This window comes from Achromobacter sp. CF-sbj1-Ac2-l, assembly GCF_052698165.1.
Genome location: NZ_CP199855.1, coordinates 3,124,514 through 3,141,119, shown reverse-complemented (window position 1 = coordinate 3,141,119; position 16,606 = coordinate 3,124,514). Strand labels below are relative to the sequence as shown.

Here is a 16,606-nt window from a genome sequence, read left to right as displayed (position 1 = left end):
GGGGCTTCCCGGGCTGGGAAGCGCTGTCGCATGGTCGCCCGTCATGGCGGGTTGCAGGAATGGAGAACGCCGCGAGAGCAATGGGCGCCGCCGTAAGCCATGCACGGCCGGCGCTCAGTTCAGTTCGCTGGGCGCGATGCCGTAGCGTTCGCGGAACGCCGTGGCGAAGTTGGTGGCGTGGCGGTAGCCGACGAAGTGCGCGGCCTGCTGCACGCTGCATCCCTGGGCCAGTTGTTCGCGCGCCACCTCCAGGCGGCGCTCGCGCAGCCAGCTAAAGACCGAGCGCTGGTAGGCGGCCTGGAACTTGGCGCGCAGCGTGCTGGGGCTCATGCAGGCCAGCCGCGCCAGGTCGTCCAGCGTATGTTCCTCTCCGGGCGCGTTGTACAGGCGTTCGCGCACCCGTTCCAGCAACTGGCGATCGCGCTCGGAAACGGCGCTGTCGGCCGGCGCGCGCTGTTCCAGCGTGGCCAGGGCGTGCGCCAGCAACTGCGTGGCCACGCCTTCGCGCAGCATGGCCTGCAGCGGGCCGTCCCAGCCGCAATCGAGCAGGTGTTCGATGGCCTGCAGCAGATGGCCCTGCACCTGCCAGCGGCGCAGCCGCAGCGACGGTGAACGCAGCGCCTTCCAGATCAGCTCGCTGGTCGGGTCGTCGCCCGCGCCATCCGGGTCGGACAGCGACAGGTTGACGCTGCGCAGGCGCTGGCCGGGCGCGTGGATGCCGGTCATGGCGACGGTGTCGCCGTACAGCGCGCTGACGCCGCTGTGCGCGGCCAGCCTGACGTCGTCATGGCGATCGATGCGGGTCTGGGCGTTGCCCTGCAGCATGACGATGGCCGAAAAACGTGGCGACATCATCGAGGTGGCTTCGTAGTGCTGGTGCACGCGCACATCGGACAGCACCAGCGTCAGGCCGGGGCGGATCGCGTGGGTCTCGACCCGGCCTTCGGCGATGCAGAGGGTTTCCGGATCGCCCCGCAGCGCGCCGCTCAACTGCGGCAGTCGGTAGTGGAAACCGCTCTGGCTGCCCATGCGGTTGAAGTCGGCGACGGTGAATTGGGCGGGGGAGGGTGATGGGTTCAAGATCGTCACTCGCGTTACGGGATGAGCCCCTAAGATGGCCGTTCACAAGCCATTGGATGTGAGAATGAGAATAACATATGTTCGCATTGTTGCAGCTATTCTCACCGATCTGGCACCATTTTGTGGCGCCATGCCCATTTCCCCTCCCGCCACCCGCCTCAAGGCGCCGCGCAATCGCCCAGCTCGTCTCCCATGATGTCGCGATACCACTCGTGGAAATGCTGCATGCCGTCCTCCATCGGCGACTGGTAGGGGCCGCTTTCGGAAGTGCCGCGGCGCAGCAGCGCCAGCCGGCCGGCGTCCATGCGTTCGCCGATCTCGTCATCCTCGACCGCCGTCTCCATGTAGGCCGCGCGCTGCGCCTCGACGAATTCGCGTTCGAACAGGGCGATCTCCTCCGGGTAGTAGAACTCGGCGATGTTGATGGTTTCCTGCGGGCTCTTGGGGTACAGCGTGGAAAGCACCAGCACGTGCGGGTACAGCTCGATCATGTGGGTGGGGAAGTAGGTCACCCAGATCGCGCCGAACTCGGGCGCCGAGCCATCGCGATAGCGCATCAGCGTGTCGTGCCAGTCGCGGTAGACGTCGGAGCCGGGCTTTTCCAGCGAATCGTGCACGCCCACGCGCTGCAGGCTGTGCCGGCGGCCGAATTCCCAGCTCAGGTCGTCGCAGGTGACGAAGCGCCCCAGTCCGGGATGGAACGGCCCGACGTGATAGTCCTCCAGGTAGACCTCGATGAAGGTCTTCCAGTTGTAGTTGCACTGGTGCACCTCGACGTGGTCCAGTACGTAGTCGGAGAAATCGAATTCCGGGCGCTCGAACATGTGGCCCAGGTCGGCGCGCGGGTCGCGCGGGCCTTCGAACAGCAGGCCATGGCAGTTCTTCAAGGGGAAGCGCGGCAGGTTCAGGCATGGCGTGCTGGGGAACTGCGGCGCGCCCAGGATCTGGCCGCGGTTGTCGTAGGTCCAGCGATGCAGCGGGCAGACGATGTTGCCGCCGCTGGCCGACAGGTTGCCGGCGGGGTTGCCGGGGCCGGTGACCGCGCCGGTCTCGCCGCCCAGGATCAGCGCCTGCCGGTGGCGGCAGACGTTCGAGACCAGCTCGACGCCCTGGGCATTGCGCACCAGCACGCGGCCGCCGTCCTCGTGCGGCAGGCGGCGCCAGTCGCCCGGCTCGGGCACGCCTTTCTCGTGGCCCACGTACAGGGCCGATTGCTTGAATATCCGTTCCTGTTCGCGGGCGAACAGGGCTTCGTCGAAATAGGCCCGAACGTGCAGCGGGCTCAACGCCTCGCGCACATGCTCAAGGCGGCCAATGTCCGTCATTTCCGACTCCTTGTGCCATCCCGCAAGGCCCGGCCGCCCTCAGGCGGGCACGGCGCTCTCGGCGTCGATCCGGGTCATGCGTTCGGCAAGATCCAATTTGGGGCAGGTGCTGCAGTAGTCGCTGTCGCGCCTGCGGAAGTAGTGGCAGCAGACCTGCCGGTCCACGGCGATGACCGGCAGGTCCGCGCGCCGCCAGGTCAGGTAGCCGCTGCGTCCCGGGACGCCGAGCAGGTCCATCCAGGCGCCGGCCTGCCGCTGGGCCCAGGCATTGGCGGCGTCGCCGTCGTCATGGCGCGCCGCCAGCAGCGCGTAGAGCACGCAATCGGCCTGCATGCACTCGGCGGCGCGCGGGCTGACCCGCAGCACCTGGGTCAATTCACGGTAGAAGGTGGCGCAGATATTGCGCAGTTGCGCGGCGGCGGCCTGCATGCGTTCGCGCAGGCCGGCGCGCAAGGGGGCATGGCGCTCCAGGGTATAGCCGATGATGAAGCCGTCGTCCGGCACCGGCTGGGTCATGCGCGACAGGTCCGGCACGATCTCGCTGCGGTGCGCGGCGATCACGCTCAGGTAGACGGGCTGCCAGATCAGCAGCCCCCAGCAGCGCAAAGCCAGGTAGTGCGGCCCGGCTTCCGGATAGCGCTGCCCCCAGACATCGCGCAACCGCGCGATGGCCTGGGCGTTGTCGGCGCCCGGGCGGATGCCCGGCCCGGGCGCCGCCGCGACCTGGCCCGACAGCCCGGGCACCAGGCGGCCGGTCAGCGCCAGCAGGTCGTCCAGATCGTGGTTCACGCAAGCGCTCGCACGGTGTCGGCCTGGCCCTGGCCCAGCCATTGCGGGCGATAGCGGGCGATCGGATTGGCCAGGTTGGGCGCCATCTGGAAGCTGCCGATGGGGTCCGCCAGGTTGACCATCTGCAGGTTGTTGGCCAGTTGCAGGCGGTTCAGGCACGAATGGATCATCTCGGGGGCGAACAGATCGTACTGGCGATACTTTTCCAGCCGCTCGGGATGGGCCTCCTGGTAGGCGGTGATGCGGCCGGCCACCAGTTTCCAGAAGGCGTCCTCGTCCATCACGCCGTGGTCGGCCAGCACTTGCGCCAGGTGGCGGAAGTAGCCCTCGAACACATCGACGAAGATGGTCAGCAGCTTGTATTCCTCGGGCACATCGGCGGCCAGGCGGCGGGCGTTCTCGGGCAGGGCGGCGTTCGGGTTGAGGATCGACGATTCCTCGGCGATGTCCTTCATGAAGGCGCGCACGGGCACGTGGTCCTCGACCACCAGGATGACGTTCTCGCCGTGCGGCATGAACACCAGGTCATGGGCGTAGAAGCAATGCACCAGCGGCGTGAGGTAGGCATCGACGTAGCGCTCCAGCCACGCGGCAGCGTCCAGACCCGAGGCGCGGATCAGCTCGGGCAGCAAGGCGCCGCCCTGCGGATCGACGTGCAGCAGCGCCGCCATGGTCATCAGGCGCTGGTTGGCGCCGATCAGCGCGGTGGGATTCTCGCGCCACAGCGCCGAGAACATCTTCTTGTAGGGCGTGTCGACCGAGATGGCCGCTTCGTAGTAGTAGTTGCGGAATCCCAGCGAGGCCGCTTCGCGCAGGATGGTGAAGCCGTTGCGGCGCAGCCACGGGTCCGACGAGATCAGCCCGTGCAGGTATTCGTTGATGGCCGGCGTGCCGGACATGTAGTACGGCGACAGGCCGCGCATGAAGCCCATGTTCAGGATCGACAGCGAGGTCTTGACGTAGTGCTTGCCGGGCTGGCTGATGTTGTAGAAGGTGCGGATCGACTGCTGCGCCAGGTAATCGTCGTCGCCATAGCCCAGGCACACGATCTTGCGCGTGGCCACGTAGGGGGCGAACGCCAGCGACAGCTTGTTGAACCACTGCCACGGATGGGAGGGCATGAAGTAGTAATCGGCCGGGTCCAGTCCCTGGTCGCGCAGGGTCTGGGTGTGGCGCGCGACGGTATCCGCGCCCAGTTCGTCGCGCAGCAGGCTGTCGTAGTCCATGGTCGACAGGCAGGCGAAGTGGGCATTGTCCTTGTGCACCGCCAGCCACATCACGCGGATCGGGCTGGCGCATTCCGGGGCGTAGACGTGATAGTCCTCGGCGTCGAAACCCAGGCGGCCGTTGTTGGCGACGAAGCTGGGATGGCCTTCGATCATCGAGGTCTCGATGGTCTGGTAATCGGCCACCGCCAATTCGGCGGCCGAGGGCGCGGCGCGGGTGTGCTTGTAGGCGCTGCCGTGCAGCGTGCTGGTGATCTCGTCCAGGTAGATCGGCAGGCGGTCCTCGGGCATGCCGAGCTTGTCGCGGATCTCGATGACGAACTGCAGCGCGTCCAGCGGCGCGGGCGTGCCGGCCATGGTCTTGCTGATGGATTCGGGCGGGATGCGCCAGTGGCGCATGGCCATCAGTTGCGCGTCGAACTGGTACTCGGCATGGCCGTCGGCCAGGACCAGGCGGTAGCGGTCAAAGCCGGGCGCCTCGGCGGGGCCGAGCCGTTCGGGCTCCAGCAGCCATTCGTGGGCATATTCCGAGATGGCCTTCTTCACCAACAGGCGGTTCACTTTGTCCCAGACCTCGGGCGCGAGGTGGCTGGCGATCTGGGCGGGATGGGGCTGGGTGCTCATAGGGAAGACTCCTGGAGTTGGGCCTGTTCAAACTGCTGCCGGGTGCAGAAGGCGATGCTGGCGGTCTTCTCGCGAAAACGCGCCTGGCCGGCATAGACAAAACCCATGGCCAGGTTGAGCGCATGGATCTTGCCGTTGTTGCTGTCGGGTTCCACCACCACGCGCCGGGCCTGGAGGCGGTCGAACATGAAGCGCATCACGAAGGCCAGCACGTTGCGGCTGAAATTCGGGATGCGCACGCGCGGCGGGCCGATGAAGATGTGCATGCCGAGGTCGCCGGGGCGCACCGGGTAGTGCTCGCCGACCTGGTCATGGGCGGGGTCGTAGCATTCCACCAGGAAGGCGGGGCGGCCGTCGTGGCTGCCGAGCCAGGCGCCGGCATGGCCGCTTTCGACCAGGGCCTCGTAGAAGTCGCGCACCTGCGCTTCGGTGAACGTCTGCATCGACCAGAAATGCGCGTAGTCCATCGCGAACCACTGGCGCAGCAGGGCGGCGTCGCCGGCGGGATCGAGCGGGCGCAGCGCCAGGCCCGCGCCCTCGTCGTAGTGGCTGCGCGCCTGGCGGTCGATCTCGCCCAGGAAGGCGGCGGTCATGGTGATCATGGCGGGCTCCCGGGGCATCAGACGGTGGCGGCGCGATGGCCGTCCAGCATGGGCATCAGTTCCGGCGCGACGCCGCCGCGGCACGCCGGCGCCGGCTGGGCCGCGCGATGCGCCAACACGCCGCTGGCCGGCGGACGGAAGTCCTGCAGCGCGGTGCGCGGTTCGACGGCGTAGTGCTCATGGCCGGTCAGTTCGCGCAGGATCTGCGAATTGCGGTAGCAGCAGAAGCCCAGGTCGGGATTGGTGACGCCATGGCTGAGCAGGCCGCTGTTCTGCACGAAGATCTCGTTGCCGCCGTGGTCGATGCTGTAGTTGCGGGCGATCTGGTAGTTGCCGTCCTCGGCCCAGGCGATGCGGTCGTGGATCGGATTGACGCACGCGGGGATGCTGCGGGCATAGCCGGTGGCCAGCACCAGGCCGTCGGCCGCGTGCGAGAACACCTGCCCGGTGTCGACGTGGCGGAACTCCAGGTGGTAGCGGGCGGCGTGGCGGTCGTAACGGCTGGCGCACAACTCGGCATTGGTCAGCAGCGTATAGCGGCGGTCGCCGTTGTGGATCTTCTCGTCCAGCAGGTCGTAGATCTGGTTGATGAGCGAGGCGTTGATGCCCTTGTACAGACTGCTCTGCTCGGCCAGGATCTGGCGGCGGCGGTCTTCGGGCAGGTCGTAGAAGTAGTTGGTGTAGTCCGGCGAGATCAGCTCCAGCGTGAGCTTGGTGTTCTCCATCTGGAAAAAGCGCGGCGAACGGGTGATCCAGGCCAGGCTGTAGTCGTGTTCGTCGCTGTCGCGCAGCAGGTCGTGGAACACCTCGGCCGCGCTCTGGCCGCTGCCGACGATGGTGATCGAGGCGCGCCGCTGCAGTTGCTCCTTGTGCCGCAGATACTCGGCGCTGTGGATGTAGGGCGCCTCGCGCCGGTCGCAGCAGGGCGGCAGCACCGGCTGCGACCCCAGGCCCAGCACCAGCTTGCGGCAGCGGACCATGAAGCGTTCGCCATTGACGCTGTGCTGGCCGGTGACCAGGTAGGTGTCGGTCTCGGGGTCGTGCAGCACGCTCTGCACGTCGCTGTTGAAGCGCAGGTTGGGCAGGCGCGCGGCCACCCACTTGCAGTAGCGGTTGTACTCTGCGCGCGTGAGATAGTGGTTCTCGCGCATGTAGTACGAATAGATGCGGCCGGTCTGCTTGCTGTAGTTCAGGTAGCTGTATTCGCTGCGAGGGTCGGCCAGGCTGACCAGATCGGCCAGGAACGGGTTCTGCAGGGTGGAGGCCTCGATCAGCATGCCGGGGTGCCAGTCGAAGCCCGGCTTCTTGTCCAGGAAGAGGGCGCGCACGCCGGGCAGCGGGGCCGACAGGCAGGCCAGGCTGAGATTGAAAGGGCCTAGGCCGATCGCGACGAAGTCATAGATTTCACGGTTCATGATGGTTACGCCTTTTGCGGAGTCTCTCGTTGCACGGACGATGCCCGGGGCAGGGCATACTCGGAACAGGGCCGGCTAATCAGGCGGAACGGGACGCGAGCGGCTAGTCGGTCCGTCGGTCCACTGCAACAACAAAGAATTTCCATCGCCGGTATTGCATGAATTGAACATCTGTTTGGGTATGATTTTCATTTGCAATATTGGCACTCTAGCAAATGCGCCCTGGGCGCGACGCATCGCCCGCGCCATGCAGGCGGCGCTCATATGCAGGGTGGCAAAGCGCATAGGGACACGATCGGCGGGCATATCGTCATGCGGCGCCAGCGCCGGCAACGCGCCGGTGCGGCGCGGACAAGCGCGGGTTATGCTTGCCGCCATGTCAGATAAACGTCCCGTGCTCAGGCTGCGCGGTGTCTACAGCGAGCGCTTGTCGCCCGTCAGCCTGGATCTTGCGGCGGGGGAATGCGCCGCCATCACCGGCCCTTCGGGTTCGGGCAAATCGCTGCTGTTGCGCCAGGTCGCCGACCTGGACCCCGGCCACGGCGAAATCGAACTCGACGGCGCGCCGCGTTCGGGCATGCGCGGCCATCAATGGCGCCGCCAGGTGATCTACTGCCAGGCCGAGGCCGGCTGGTGGGACGACCACGTCGCCCCGCACTTCGCCGATCGCGCGCGGGCCGCCGAGCTGATGCAGCGCATGGGCCTGCCCGCCGGGAAAATGGACGCGCTGGTGCAGGAGCTGTCCACCGGCGAACGCCAGCGGGCCGCCCTGGCGCGCGCACTGGCGCTGGCGCCGCGCGCGCTGTTGCTGGATGAACCCACCGCCGCGCTCGATCCCGCCGCCACCGAATTGGTGGAAGCCGAGCTGCGCCGATACCTGGACGGCGGCGCGGCCATCCTGATGGTGACGCACAACCCTGACCAGGCCCGGCGCATGGCCCGCCGCGGCTGGCGCATGGCGCAGGGCAAGCTGGAGCCGCAATGGACGTGATCAAACTGCAGGCCACCGACCTGATCATCGCTTCGCTGCTGGTTGTGCTGTCGGCCGGCATTTCCTTCGCGCTGCGGCTCAACCTGCAGAGGCAGGTGCTGTGGGCGGCGCTGCGCACCGTGGTGCAGTTGCTGCTGGTCGGCCACATCCTGCGCATCGTGTTCGCGCACGCGGCGCCCTGGCTGACGGCGCTGGTGGTGGCCGTGATGATGGCGCTGGCGGCGCGCGAGGTCGCCGCCCGGCCCAAGGCGCGCCTGGCCGGCCGCGGCAACGGTTATGTGGGCGCCATGGCCGTCGTCGCCACGACGGTCATCACCGCGCTGTTCATCCTGTCGACCGCGCTGCGGCCCGAACCGTGGTACGACCCGCGCTACACGATCGCGCTGGTCGGCATCGTGCTGGGCAGCGTGCTCAACGCGGCCAGCCTGGCGCTGGACAGCGTGTTGTCCGGCGTGCGCCGCGAAAAGCTGGCCATCGAGGCGCGCCTGTCGCTGGGTGCCACGGCGCACCAGGCCTTCGCGGCGCTGCTGCGGGAATCCGTGCGCCGCGGCATCGTGCCCAGCATCAACCAGATGTCGGCGGCGGGCATCATCACGCTGCCCGGCATCATGACCGGCCAGATCATCGCCGGCATGGATCCCATCGATGCCGCCAAGTACCAGATCCTGTTGATGTTCCTGCTCTGTGGCGCCAGCGGCATGGCGGCCATGGGCGCGGCCTACGGCGCCATGCGGCGGCTGACGGACGAGCGTGGCCGGTTGCGGCTCGATCGGCTGATGGCGGACCGCTAGCGCGGGCGGCGCCCATGGCCGCCTCGCGTCGACCAGGCCGCGCCGGCAAATTTGATGAAATATCGACGGGCTCTGCCGCATACTTCGCCCCTCCATGGAATGGCCGGCGTCACCGGCCGCAAAAGAAGGGCGGGATCCGTATGGGCATTACCGAGATGTTTGCGTGGTTGACCAGCGAGCAGGGCCTGATGGCGCTGCTGGCGCAAAACTGGATCTTGGGCACCTGCATCATCGCCGCCATTGTGTTCATCGAGACCGGCCTGGTGGTGATGCCGTTCCTGCCGGGCGATTCGCTGTTGTTCGCGGCCGGCGCATTCCTGGGCCTGGCGGGCATCGATCCGCTGGTGTCGCTGGCGGCCATCACGGCCGCCGCCATTGCCGGCGACGCGCTCAACTATGCCATTGCCTCTTCCCGCTGGGGCCAGAAGCTCGCCCACAGCCGCTGGGTCAAGCGCGAGCACCTTGAGCGGGCGCGCGCCTATTTCGCGCGCTATGGCGCCATGACCATCACGGTGGCGCGCTTCGTGCCCATCGTGCGCACGCTGGCGCCGTTCGTGGCGGGACTGTCGCAGATGCCGCGCCGCACGTTCTTCATCTACAACGTGGTCGGCGCCATTGCCTGGTGCGGCTCGATGCTGCTGGCCGGCTACTGGCTCGGCTCGATCGCGTGGGTGCGCGCCAACCTGCACTGGGTGTCGGTCATCATCATCGGGCTGTCGCTGATTCCGGTGGCGCTGCAAGGGTTGCAGATCCGCCGGGCGCGCGGGGTATCGCGGGCCTGAGCGGCGCGGGTCGACGGCGCGATGCCGCGTCGGGCCCTGGCCCGCGGTCCGGCGGGCAACCCCGGCGCAAAGAAAAAGCCGGCGGCTCCTTGCGGAACCGCCGGCTTTTTTTGCGCCACCGGGCCGGGCGGCCCGGGGCGGGGAGCTTAGCCGATGTTGGCCAGCACCTGGTTCAGCGTGGCGCTGGGGCGCATGGCGCGGCTGGCCTTGTCTTCGTTCGGCTGGTAGTAGCCGCCGATGTCGACCGGCTTGCCCTGGGCGGCCTTGAGCTCTTCCAGGATCTTGGCTTCGCCTTGCGCGAAGGCGGCGGCGGCCGGGGCGAACAGCGCGGCCAGCGCGCGGTCGTCGGTCTGCTCGGCCAGGGCCTGGGCCCAGTACATCGCCAGGTAGAAGTGGCTGCCGCGGTTGTCCAGGCCGCCGACCTTGCGGTCGGGCGACTTGTTCTCGTCCAGGAACTTGGCGGTGGCCAGGTCCAGCGTCTTGCCCAGCACCAGGGCGCGGGCGTTGTCGTAGGCGCGGCCCAGGTGATCCAGCGACGCGGCCAGGGCCATGAACTCACCCAGCGAGTCCCAGCGCAGGAAGCCTTCTTCCAGGAACTGCTGCACGTGCTTGGGCGCCGAACCGCCGGCGCCGGTTTCGAACAGGCCGCCGCCGGCGACCAGCGGCACGATCGACAGCATCTTGGCGCTGGTGCCCAGCTCCATGATGGGGAACAGGTCGGTCAGGTAGTCGCGCAGCACGTTGCCGGTGACGGAGATGGTGTCCAGGCCTTCGCGGATGCGCTTGAGCGAGAACTTGGTGGCCTCGACCGGCGCCAGGATGCGCAGATCCAGGCCGTTGGTGTCGTGGTCGTTCAGGTACTGCTTGACCTTGGCGATGACCTGGGCGTCGTGGGCGCGCTTTTCGTCCAGCCAGAACACGGCCGGCGTCTGGCTGACGCGGGCGCGGGTGACGGCCAGCTTGACCCAGTCCTGGATGGCGGCGTCCTTGGTCTGGCACATGCGCCAGAGGTCGCCGGCCTCGACGGCCTGCTCCAGCAGCACCTTGCCCGAGGCGTCGGTGACGCGCACGGTGCCGGTGGCGGGGACCACGAAGGTCTTGTTGTGCGAGCCGTATTCCTCGGCGGCCTGGGCCATCAGGCCGACGTTGGGCACGCTGCCCATCGTGACCGGATTGAAGGCGCCGTGCTGCTTGCAGTCGTCGATGACGGCCTGGTAGACGCCGGCGTAGCAGCGGTCGGGGATGACGGCCTTGGCGTCCTGCAGCTTGCCTTCGGCGTTCCACATCTTGCCCGAATCGCGGATCATGGCGGGCATGGAGGCGTCGACGATGACGTCGCTGGGCACGTGCAGGTTGGTGATGCCCTTGTCGGAGTTCACCATGGCCAGTTGGGGCAGCGTCTTGTAGGCGGCGTCGATGTCGGCGGTGATCGCGGCCTGCTGGTCGGCGGGCAGCGATTGGATCTTGGCGTACAGGTCGCCGATGCCGTTGTTGGGATCGAAGCCGGCCTGCTTGAGGACGGCGGCGTGCTTGGCCAGCACGTCCTTGTAGAACACCGACACCACGTGGCCGAAGATGACGGGGTCGGAGACCTTCATCATGGTGGCCTTCAGGTGCACCGAGAACAGCACGCCCTGGGCGCGCGCGTCGTCGATCTGGGCCTGCAGGAAGGTCTTGAGCTTGGCGGTCGACAGCACGGCGGCGTCGATGATCTCGCCGGCCTTGACCGGGGTCTTTTCCTTCAGCACGGTCTTGGTGCCGTCGGCGGCGGTCAGTTCGATCTTGACGTCGCCGGCTTCGGCGATCAGGGCCGACTTTTCGGTGCCGTAGAAGTCGCCGCTGTCCATGTGCGCCACGTGGGCCTTGGAGTCAGCCGTCCAGGCGCCCATCTTGTGCGGGTGCTTGCGGGCGTAGTTCTTCACCGACAGCGGGGCGCGGCGGTCGGAGTTGCCTTCGCGCAGCACGGGGTTGACGGCGCTGCCCTTGACCTTGTCGTAGCGCGCCTTGACGTCGCGCTCGGTGTCGTTGGCCGGGGCGTCCGGGTAGTCGGGCAGCTTGTAGCCCTGGTCCTGCAGTTCCTTGATGGCGGCCTTGAGCTGCGGCATCGAGGCGCTGATGTTCGGCAGCTTGATGATGTTGGCTTCGGGCTGGACCGCCAGGGCGCCCAGCTCGGACAGGGCGTCGCCCAGCTTCTGGCTGTCGTCGAGGTAGTCGGGGAACAGGGCGATGATGCGGCCCGCCAGGGAGATGTCGCGGGTCTCGACCGTGATGCCAGCGGACTTCGCGAAGGTCTGGACGATCGGCAGCAGGGAACGGGTTGCAAGCGCCGGAGCTTCGTCGGTGAGGGTGTAGATAATCTTCGGAGTAAGAGACATGATCCTTGAATCTGTTCGGCGGTGGCGCTAGGCGCAAACCCGAACATGCTATGCGGCGTCAGCCGGTAGATGTTGTCGAGAGTGGGTTCGTATGGGCAGACCCGGGCAGGCCCCGATCGGCTCAACATGGCGCCGCCCGTCCTTTATGTGCTGGTCCAATTGCCCGACCGCCTGGAAGGTGCGAGTGCCACGAGTCGAACATTGTAATACCGTGGCCCGCGCGGCGGGCGCGGAAATGGGCGCCAATCGTCCGCGGCGCGTGCGCGGGACATCGAAAAATGGGATTTTTACCCCAGGAATGGCGCCAAATCGGCGCAATCTGCTGGCTACGACCTGCAAGTATTGGCTAATATTCGGCATCTTCCCGTGCCGCCTGGCGGGGCGGGACAGAGCGGGGCGCCGGATGACGATGGGCGTTGTAGCGCCCTGGCGTGGAGAGAGTCAATGCGGTTTGGCAATTTGTTGTTCGATCCGAAGTTCCGCTATGCCAGCCGTACCGATGGCAAGACAATCCAATTCACGCCGGTCGAGACCGCCGCGCTGGCGCTGCTGACCGCGCACGTCGGCCAGATCCTGCCGCGCCAGCGCCTGCTGGACGCCACCCAGCGCGGCGAGGCCGAGGCGCTCGAGCGCAGCGTCGACCTGCTCATCAACCGACTGCGCGGCAAGCTTGGCGATTCGGCGCGCGCGCCGCGTTTCATCGCCACCAGCTACGGCGAAGGCTATAGCTGGATCGCCGCGCCCGAGGCGGGGCCGGGCGGCGACGTTTATGTCGCCATCGGCCCGGCGGCGGGGCCCGAGGCGTTGCGCGCCGAGCCTCGGGTGCGGGCCTTCCTGACCGAACTGGCCGACGCCCTGAGGGCGCGGCTGCCGAGCGAACGCGGCGTCAGCCTGCTGTCGCTGGCCGCGGCGAACGAGGCGAAGGCGCCGTTCCGGGTCGAGGTCGGGCTGCGCCAGGACGAGGCCGGGGTGCATTGCGCGGTGGTGCTGCGCGAAGCCGCCAGCGGCGCCGCGCTGCGCGCCGAGCGCTGGACCATCGCGCCCACTGACGAGGCCGAGGTCGGCCACACCGCTGCCGCCGCCTTTGCCGCCTCGCTCAAGAGCGAGATCTGGCGCAGCCTGGCGCGCGCCCGCGGCGACGTGGCCGGCCCCACCGACGAGCCGATCGAACTGCGCCTGCATCGTGCCGCCGTGCTGTTGGCGCGCACGCCGCAAAGCTGGCTGGAGTCGGAAATCGAGCTGCAAAAGCTGCGCGCCGAGCAGCCGGACGATCCGCAGACCGCCCTGATGTGGGCCTCGCATCTCTACGCCAGGCTGGTGCTGGACCTGACCAGCGATCCGGCCGAGCTGGAACCGCAGATCGAGGCGCTGGTGTTCCAGGCGTTGCCCCATGTGCGCGACAACCCGATGCTGGCGCTGGCGGCCGCCAAGCTGCTGTGCTTTCTCAGCCATGGGCACCTGGAACTGGCCGAGGCGCTGGCCGAGGAGGCGTTTGCCCAAAGCACCGCGTTCGCGTCGGCCTTCGCGGTGCTGGGACAATTGCGGCTGAACCGCGGGCGCCTGCAGGAAGCCATCGACTACTTCGACCAAGGCATCGAGCTGGCCGAGGCGGGCTCGGAGTTCCAGGTATTCCTGATGGTCCTCAAGTGCACCACGCTGCTGGCGCTGGACGACCGCCAGGCCTGCCTGGCGGCCTGCGAGGCGCTGTACCGGACCAAGCCGTTGACGCGGGCGCAGATGGGGCTGTTCCTGTCTTCGCCCGACGAAGTGCTGCCCGACGACCTGCGCCAGATCCTGCTGGGGCTGGACGCGGACCTGCTGCGCCGGCTGCTGGCGCATTTCGAATATCTGTTCGTGCGGCGCGTGCCGGATGCGGCAGCCAGGAAGAACATGTTCCGCGGCGTGCTGGCGCAATTGGCGCGGCACCGGCCGCTCGACGGACTGCCGGCGCGCGTGAGCGCCTACCTGTAGCCGCCGCGGCGGGGGTGCGCACCGCGCGATGACGCGTTCGATTTGACAAACCGACGCGCATGCGGGAAGCTACGCCCCATGACTTTCCGCGCCGTCCGCATTTCGCTGATTATTACCATCATTCCTGGAATGGTGGGTTAACGCGCGACCGCAGTCAGTCAAACAAACCCGCCCCACGAGGCGGGTTTTTTGTTGCCGCCTCTGCCGGGCCCAGTCCCCACGCCGCAGAGAGTTTTCATGCAACAACCGCAAGCCGCCACCGCCAATACCTCCGAGACCGACGCCTTCGCCCCGGGCCGCGCCACGCCCATGGAATACCTGCGCCAGATCCTGACGGCGCGGGTCTACGACATCGCCCGCGAGACCGAGCTGGACCCCGCCCAGGGCCTGTCGCGCCGGCTCGGCAACCGCGTGCACCTCAAGCGCGAGGACAACCAGCCGGTGTTTTCGTTCAAGGTGCGCGGCGCCTACAACAAGATGCGCAACACGCCGCAGGCGGCGCTGGAACGCGGCGTCATCACCGCCTCGGCCGGCAACCACGCCCAGGGCGTCGCGATCTCCGCCGCCCGGCTCGGCGTGCGCGCCACCATCGTGGTGCCGCAGACCGCGCCGCAGGTGAAGGTGGACGCGGTGCGCGCCTTCGGCGGTCCGACGGTGCAGGTGGTGCTGGCGGGCGATTCCTACAGCGATGCCTATGCCTACGCGCAGACGCTGGCCCGCGACCAGGACCTGACCTTCATCCCGGCGTTCGATGATCCCTACGTCATCGCCGGCCAGGGCACGGTCGGCATGGAGATCCTGCGCCAGCACCCGGGACGGCTGGACGCGGTGTTCGTGCCGATCGGCGGCGGCAGCCTGGCGGCGGGGGTGTCGGTGTACATGAAAGCGGTGGATCCGTCGGTCAAGGTGATCGGGGTGCAGACGGTCGATTCCAGCGCCATGGCGCAGTCGATGCAGGTGGGCGAGCGGGTCAGCCTGGCCGAGGTCGGCCTGTTCTCGGACGGCACGGCGGTCAAGCTGGTGGGCGAAGAAACCTTCCGCCTGTGCCGCCAGTACCTGGACGAGATCATCCTGGTGGATACCGATGCGGTCTGCGCGGCGATCAAGGACGTGTTCCTGGACACCCGCAGCGTGCTGGAACCGGCGGGCGCGCTGGCGCTGGCCGGACTGAAGCAGTATGTCGAGCGCGAGGGCGCACAGGGGCAGTCGCTGGTGGCGATCACCTCGGGCGCCAACATGAATTTCGACCGCATGCGCTTCGTGGCGGACCGGGCCGAGGTGGGCGAGGCGCGCGAAGCCGTGTTCGCCGTGACGCTGCCCGAGGAGCGCGGCAGTTTCCGCCGCTTCTGCGCGGTGATGGGGCAGCGCAGCGTGACCGAATTCAACTACCGCATCGCCGATGCCAACACCGCCCGCATCTTCGTCAGCGTGCAGATCGCGCGCCGCGGCGAGGCCGCGGACATTATGCGTGGCCTGGAGCAGGAAGGCTTCGCGGTCAGCGACCTGAGCCACAACGAAGTCTCCAAGCAGCATATCCGCTACATGGTGGGCGGGCGCTCGCCGCTGGCGGGCGGCGAACGGCTGTTCCGCTTCGAGTTCCCGGAGCGTCCGGGCGCGCTGATGAAATTCCTGTCGGCAATGGCGCCGAACTGGAACATCAGCCTGTTTCACTACCGCAACCAGGGCGCGGACTTCAGTTCGGTGCTGGTCGGCATCCAGGCGCCGCTGGCGGACGACGCCGCGCTGGACCGCTTCCTGGCGCAGTTGGGCTACGCGCATTGGGAAGAGACGGCGAACGAGGCGTACCGGCAGTTCCTGATCTAGGCGGCGGCCAACCCATCATGGGCCAGCCCGTGATGGGCCAGCCCGTCCACATGCACCTGGGGTTGGCCTTGCGGGCAGCGCTCCACCCGCGCCAGCACGCCGTAGGCGCGGCGCAGCGTATCGGGGGTGACCACGGCTTGTGGCGGGCCTTCGGCCAGCAGGACGCCGCCGTGCAGCAGCAGGGCATGGTCGGCGTGGCGCAGCGCGATGTTCAGGTCGTGCAGCACCACCAGCGTGATGAGCCGGTGGCGGACGGTCTGGCGCCGCAGCACGTCCATGACGTGGAACTGGTAGTTCAGGTCCAGCGCCGACAGCGGTTCGTCCAACAGCAGCAGGCGCGGACGCCGCACCAGCGCCTGCGCCAGTGACGCCAACTGCTTCTGGCCGCCGGACAGCTCGTCGAGGTAGCGGCTGGCGAGATGGCCGATGCCCAGTTCGGCTAGTACCTGCATGGCCTCGCGCATCAAGGCGTCGCCGCCCTGGCGCGCGCGGCCCGAGCGGGCCGCCACCAGCACCGACTCCAGCACGGTCATGTGAACGCCCTTGGGCAGGGCCTGGGGCATGTACATGGCGTGCTCGGCGCGGCGGGCCGGAGAGAGGCCGGCGAAATCCGCGCCGTCCAGCCGCAGGTCGCCGCCAAGCATGGGATTGAGCCCCGCCAGCGTCTTGAGCAGCGTCGATTTGCCGCTGCCGTTCGGTCCCAGCAGCGCCGTCAGCGTGCCCTCGGGCAGCGGCGCCGCCCGCAGGGCGCGCAGCACCGGGCGGTTGCCATAGCCGGCGGTGAGCGAGCGGATGTCCAGCGAGGCCATGG

At 67.9% G+C, this 16,606-nt stretch carries 13 protein-coding genes; 5 read left to right on the top strand and 8 right to left on the bottom strand.

The window, feature by feature from the left end; translation table 11 throughout:
- Positions 1-114 precede the first annotated feature (114 nt).
- The 6 genes from ACUDCK_RS14340 to ACUDCK_RS14315 form a co-directional block, all read right to left on the bottom strand.
- Complete coding sequence (locus ACUDCK_RS14340) at positions 115-1,029, bottom strand: helix-turn-helix transcriptional regulator (RefSeq protein ID WP_116791168.1); 915 nt, start codon at positions 1,027-1,029, stop codon at positions 115-117.
- A gap of 209 nt (positions 1,030-1,238) precedes the next feature.
- Entirely contained in the window at positions 1,239-2,405 is a 1,167-nt protein-coding gene (locus tag ACUDCK_RS14335) for an aromatic ring-hydroxylating oxygenase subunit alpha (RefSeq protein WP_175167953.1), read from the bottom strand.
- A 39-nt stretch (positions 2,406-2,444) separates the two neighbouring features.
- Positions 2,445-3,236, bottom strand: a complete 792-nt coding sequence (locus ACUDCK_RS14330) for a siderophore ferric iron reductase (protein ID WP_064525237.1) — start codon at positions 3,234-3,236, stop codon at positions 2,445-2,447.
- The gene (locus tag ACUDCK_RS14325; RefSeq protein WP_054504184.1) at positions 3,191-5,044 is read right to left on the bottom strand and encodes an IucA/IucC family protein; all 1,854 of its coding nucleotides are present in this window, start codon (positions 5,042-5,044) and stop codon (positions 3,191-3,193) included. The genes ACUDCK_RS14330 and ACUDCK_RS14325 overlap by 46 nt, the downstream gene beginning before the upstream one ends.
- Positions 5,041-5,646 (bottom strand): GNAT family N-acetyltransferase, encoded by a 606-nt coding sequence (locus ACUDCK_RS14320; RefSeq protein WP_175167952.1) that lies wholly within the window; start codon positions 5,644-5,646, stop codon positions 5,041-5,043. The genes ACUDCK_RS14325 and ACUDCK_RS14320 overlap by 4 nt, the downstream gene beginning before the upstream one ends.
- 17 nt (positions 5,647-5,663) lie before the next feature.
- Positions 5,664-7,061, bottom strand: a complete 1,398-nt coding sequence (locus ACUDCK_RS14315) for a lysine N(6)-hydroxylase/L-ornithine N(5)-oxygenase family protein (protein ID WP_175167951.1) — start codon at positions 7,059-7,061, stop codon at positions 5,664-5,666.
- Between the two features lie 376 nt (positions 7,062-7,437).
- Between ACUDCK_RS14315 and ACUDCK_RS14310 the strand changes: the two genes are divergently transcribed.
- From ACUDCK_RS14310 to ACUDCK_RS14300, 3 genes are all read left to right on the top strand, one after another.
- Positions 7,438-8,052, top strand: coding sequence for an ABC transporter ATP-binding protein (locus ACUDCK_RS14310; RefSeq protein ID WP_231132945.1), 615 nt, complete (start codon positions 7,438-7,440; stop codon positions 8,050-8,052).
- Entirely contained in the window at positions 8,043-8,843 is an 801-nt protein-coding gene (locus tag ACUDCK_RS14305) for an ABC transporter permease (protein ID WP_175167950.1), read from the top strand. The genes ACUDCK_RS14310 and ACUDCK_RS14305 overlap by 10 nt, the downstream gene beginning before the upstream one ends.
- Before the next feature lie 155 nt (positions 8,844-8,998).
- Positions 8,999-9,625 carry a VTT domain-containing protein gene (locus ACUDCK_RS14300; protein ID WP_231132944.1) on the top strand — a complete coding sequence of 209 codons (627 nt, stop codon included), beginning with the start codon at positions 8,999-9,001 and terminating at the stop codon, positions 9,623-9,625.
- Positions 9,626-9,771: 146 nt separating this feature from the next.
- Here ACUDCK_RS14300 and ACUDCK_RS14295 read toward each other — a convergent pair whose 3' ends face one another.
- Positions 9,772-12,000 (bottom strand): NADP-dependent isocitrate dehydrogenase, encoded by a 2,229-nt coding sequence (locus ACUDCK_RS14295; RefSeq protein ID WP_175167949.1) that lies wholly within the window; start codon positions 11,998-12,000, stop codon positions 9,772-9,774.
- A gap of 444 nt (positions 12,001-12,444) precedes the next feature.
- Between ACUDCK_RS14295 and ACUDCK_RS14290 the strand changes: the two genes are divergently transcribed.
- Positions 12,445-13,971, top strand: coding sequence for a winged helix-turn-helix domain-containing protein (locus ACUDCK_RS14290; protein WP_175167948.1), 1,527 nt, complete (start codon positions 12,445-12,447; stop codon positions 13,969-13,971).
- 237 nt (positions 13,972-14,208) lie between these two features.
- The gene (gene ilvA, locus ACUDCK_RS14285; protein ID WP_081273490.1) at positions 14,209-15,795 is read left to right on the top strand and encodes a threonine ammonia-lyase, biosynthetic; all 1,587 of its coding nucleotides are present in this window, start codon (positions 14,209-14,211) and stop codon (positions 15,793-15,795) included.
- Here the strand turns inward: ilvA and ACUDCK_RS14280 are convergent.
- Complete coding sequence (locus ACUDCK_RS14280) at positions 15,792-16,604, bottom strand: ABC transporter ATP-binding protein (protein ID WP_175167947.1); 813 nt, start codon at positions 16,602-16,604, stop codon at positions 15,792-15,794. The genes ilvA and ACUDCK_RS14280 overlap by 4 nt on opposite strands.
- Positions 16,605-16,606: the final 2 nt, after the last annotated feature.

Coding starts and splice junctions, on each gene's coding strand:
- ACUDCK_RS14340 (WP_116791168.1), bottom strand. CDS start 1,029: ATGGGCAGCCAGAGCGGTTTCCACTACCGACTGCCGCAGTTGAGCGGC.
- ACUDCK_RS14335 (WP_175167953.1), bottom strand. CDS start 2,405: ATGACGGACATTGGCCGCCTTGAGCATGTGCGCGAGGCGTTGAGCCCG.
- ACUDCK_RS14330 (WP_064525237.1), bottom strand. CDS start 3,236: ATGGCTGGGCCAGGGCCAGGCCGACACCGTGCGAGCGCTTGCGTGAAC.
- ACUDCK_RS14325 (WP_054504184.1), bottom strand. CDS start 5,044: ATGAGCACCCAGCCCCATCCCGCCCAGATCGCCAGCCACCTCGCGCCC.
- ACUDCK_RS14320 (WP_175167952.1), bottom strand. CDS start 5,646: ATGATCACCATGACCGCCGCCTTCCTGGGCGAGATCGACCGCCAGGCG.
- ACUDCK_RS14315 (WP_175167951.1), bottom strand. CDS start 7,061: ATGAACCGTGAAATCTATGACTTCGTCGCGATCGGCCTAGGCCCTTTC.
- ACUDCK_RS14310 (WP_231132945.1), top strand. CDS start 7,438: ATGTCAGATAAACGTCCCGTGCTCAGGCTGCGCGGTGTCTACAGCGAG.
- ACUDCK_RS14305 (WP_175167950.1), top strand. CDS start 8,043: ATGGACGTGATCAAACTGCAGGCCACCGACCTGATCATCGCTTCGCTG.
- ACUDCK_RS14300 (WP_231132944.1), top strand. CDS start 8,999: ATGTTTGCGTGGTTGACCAGCGAGCAGGGCCTGATGGCGCTGCTGGCG.
- ACUDCK_RS14295 (WP_175167949.1), bottom strand. CDS start 12,000: ATGTCTCTTACTCCGAAGATTATCTACACCCTCACCGACGAAGCTCCG.
- ACUDCK_RS14290 (WP_175167948.1), top strand. CDS start 12,445: ATGCGGTTTGGCAATTTGTTGTTCGATCCGAAGTTCCGCTATGCCAGC.
- ilvA (WP_081273490.1), top strand. CDS start 14,209: ATGCAACAACCGCAAGCCGCCACCGCCAATACCTCCGAGACCGACGCC.
- ACUDCK_RS14280 (WP_175167947.1), bottom strand. CDS start 16,604: ATGGCCTCGCTGGACATCCGCTCGCTCACCGCCGGCTATGGCAACCGC.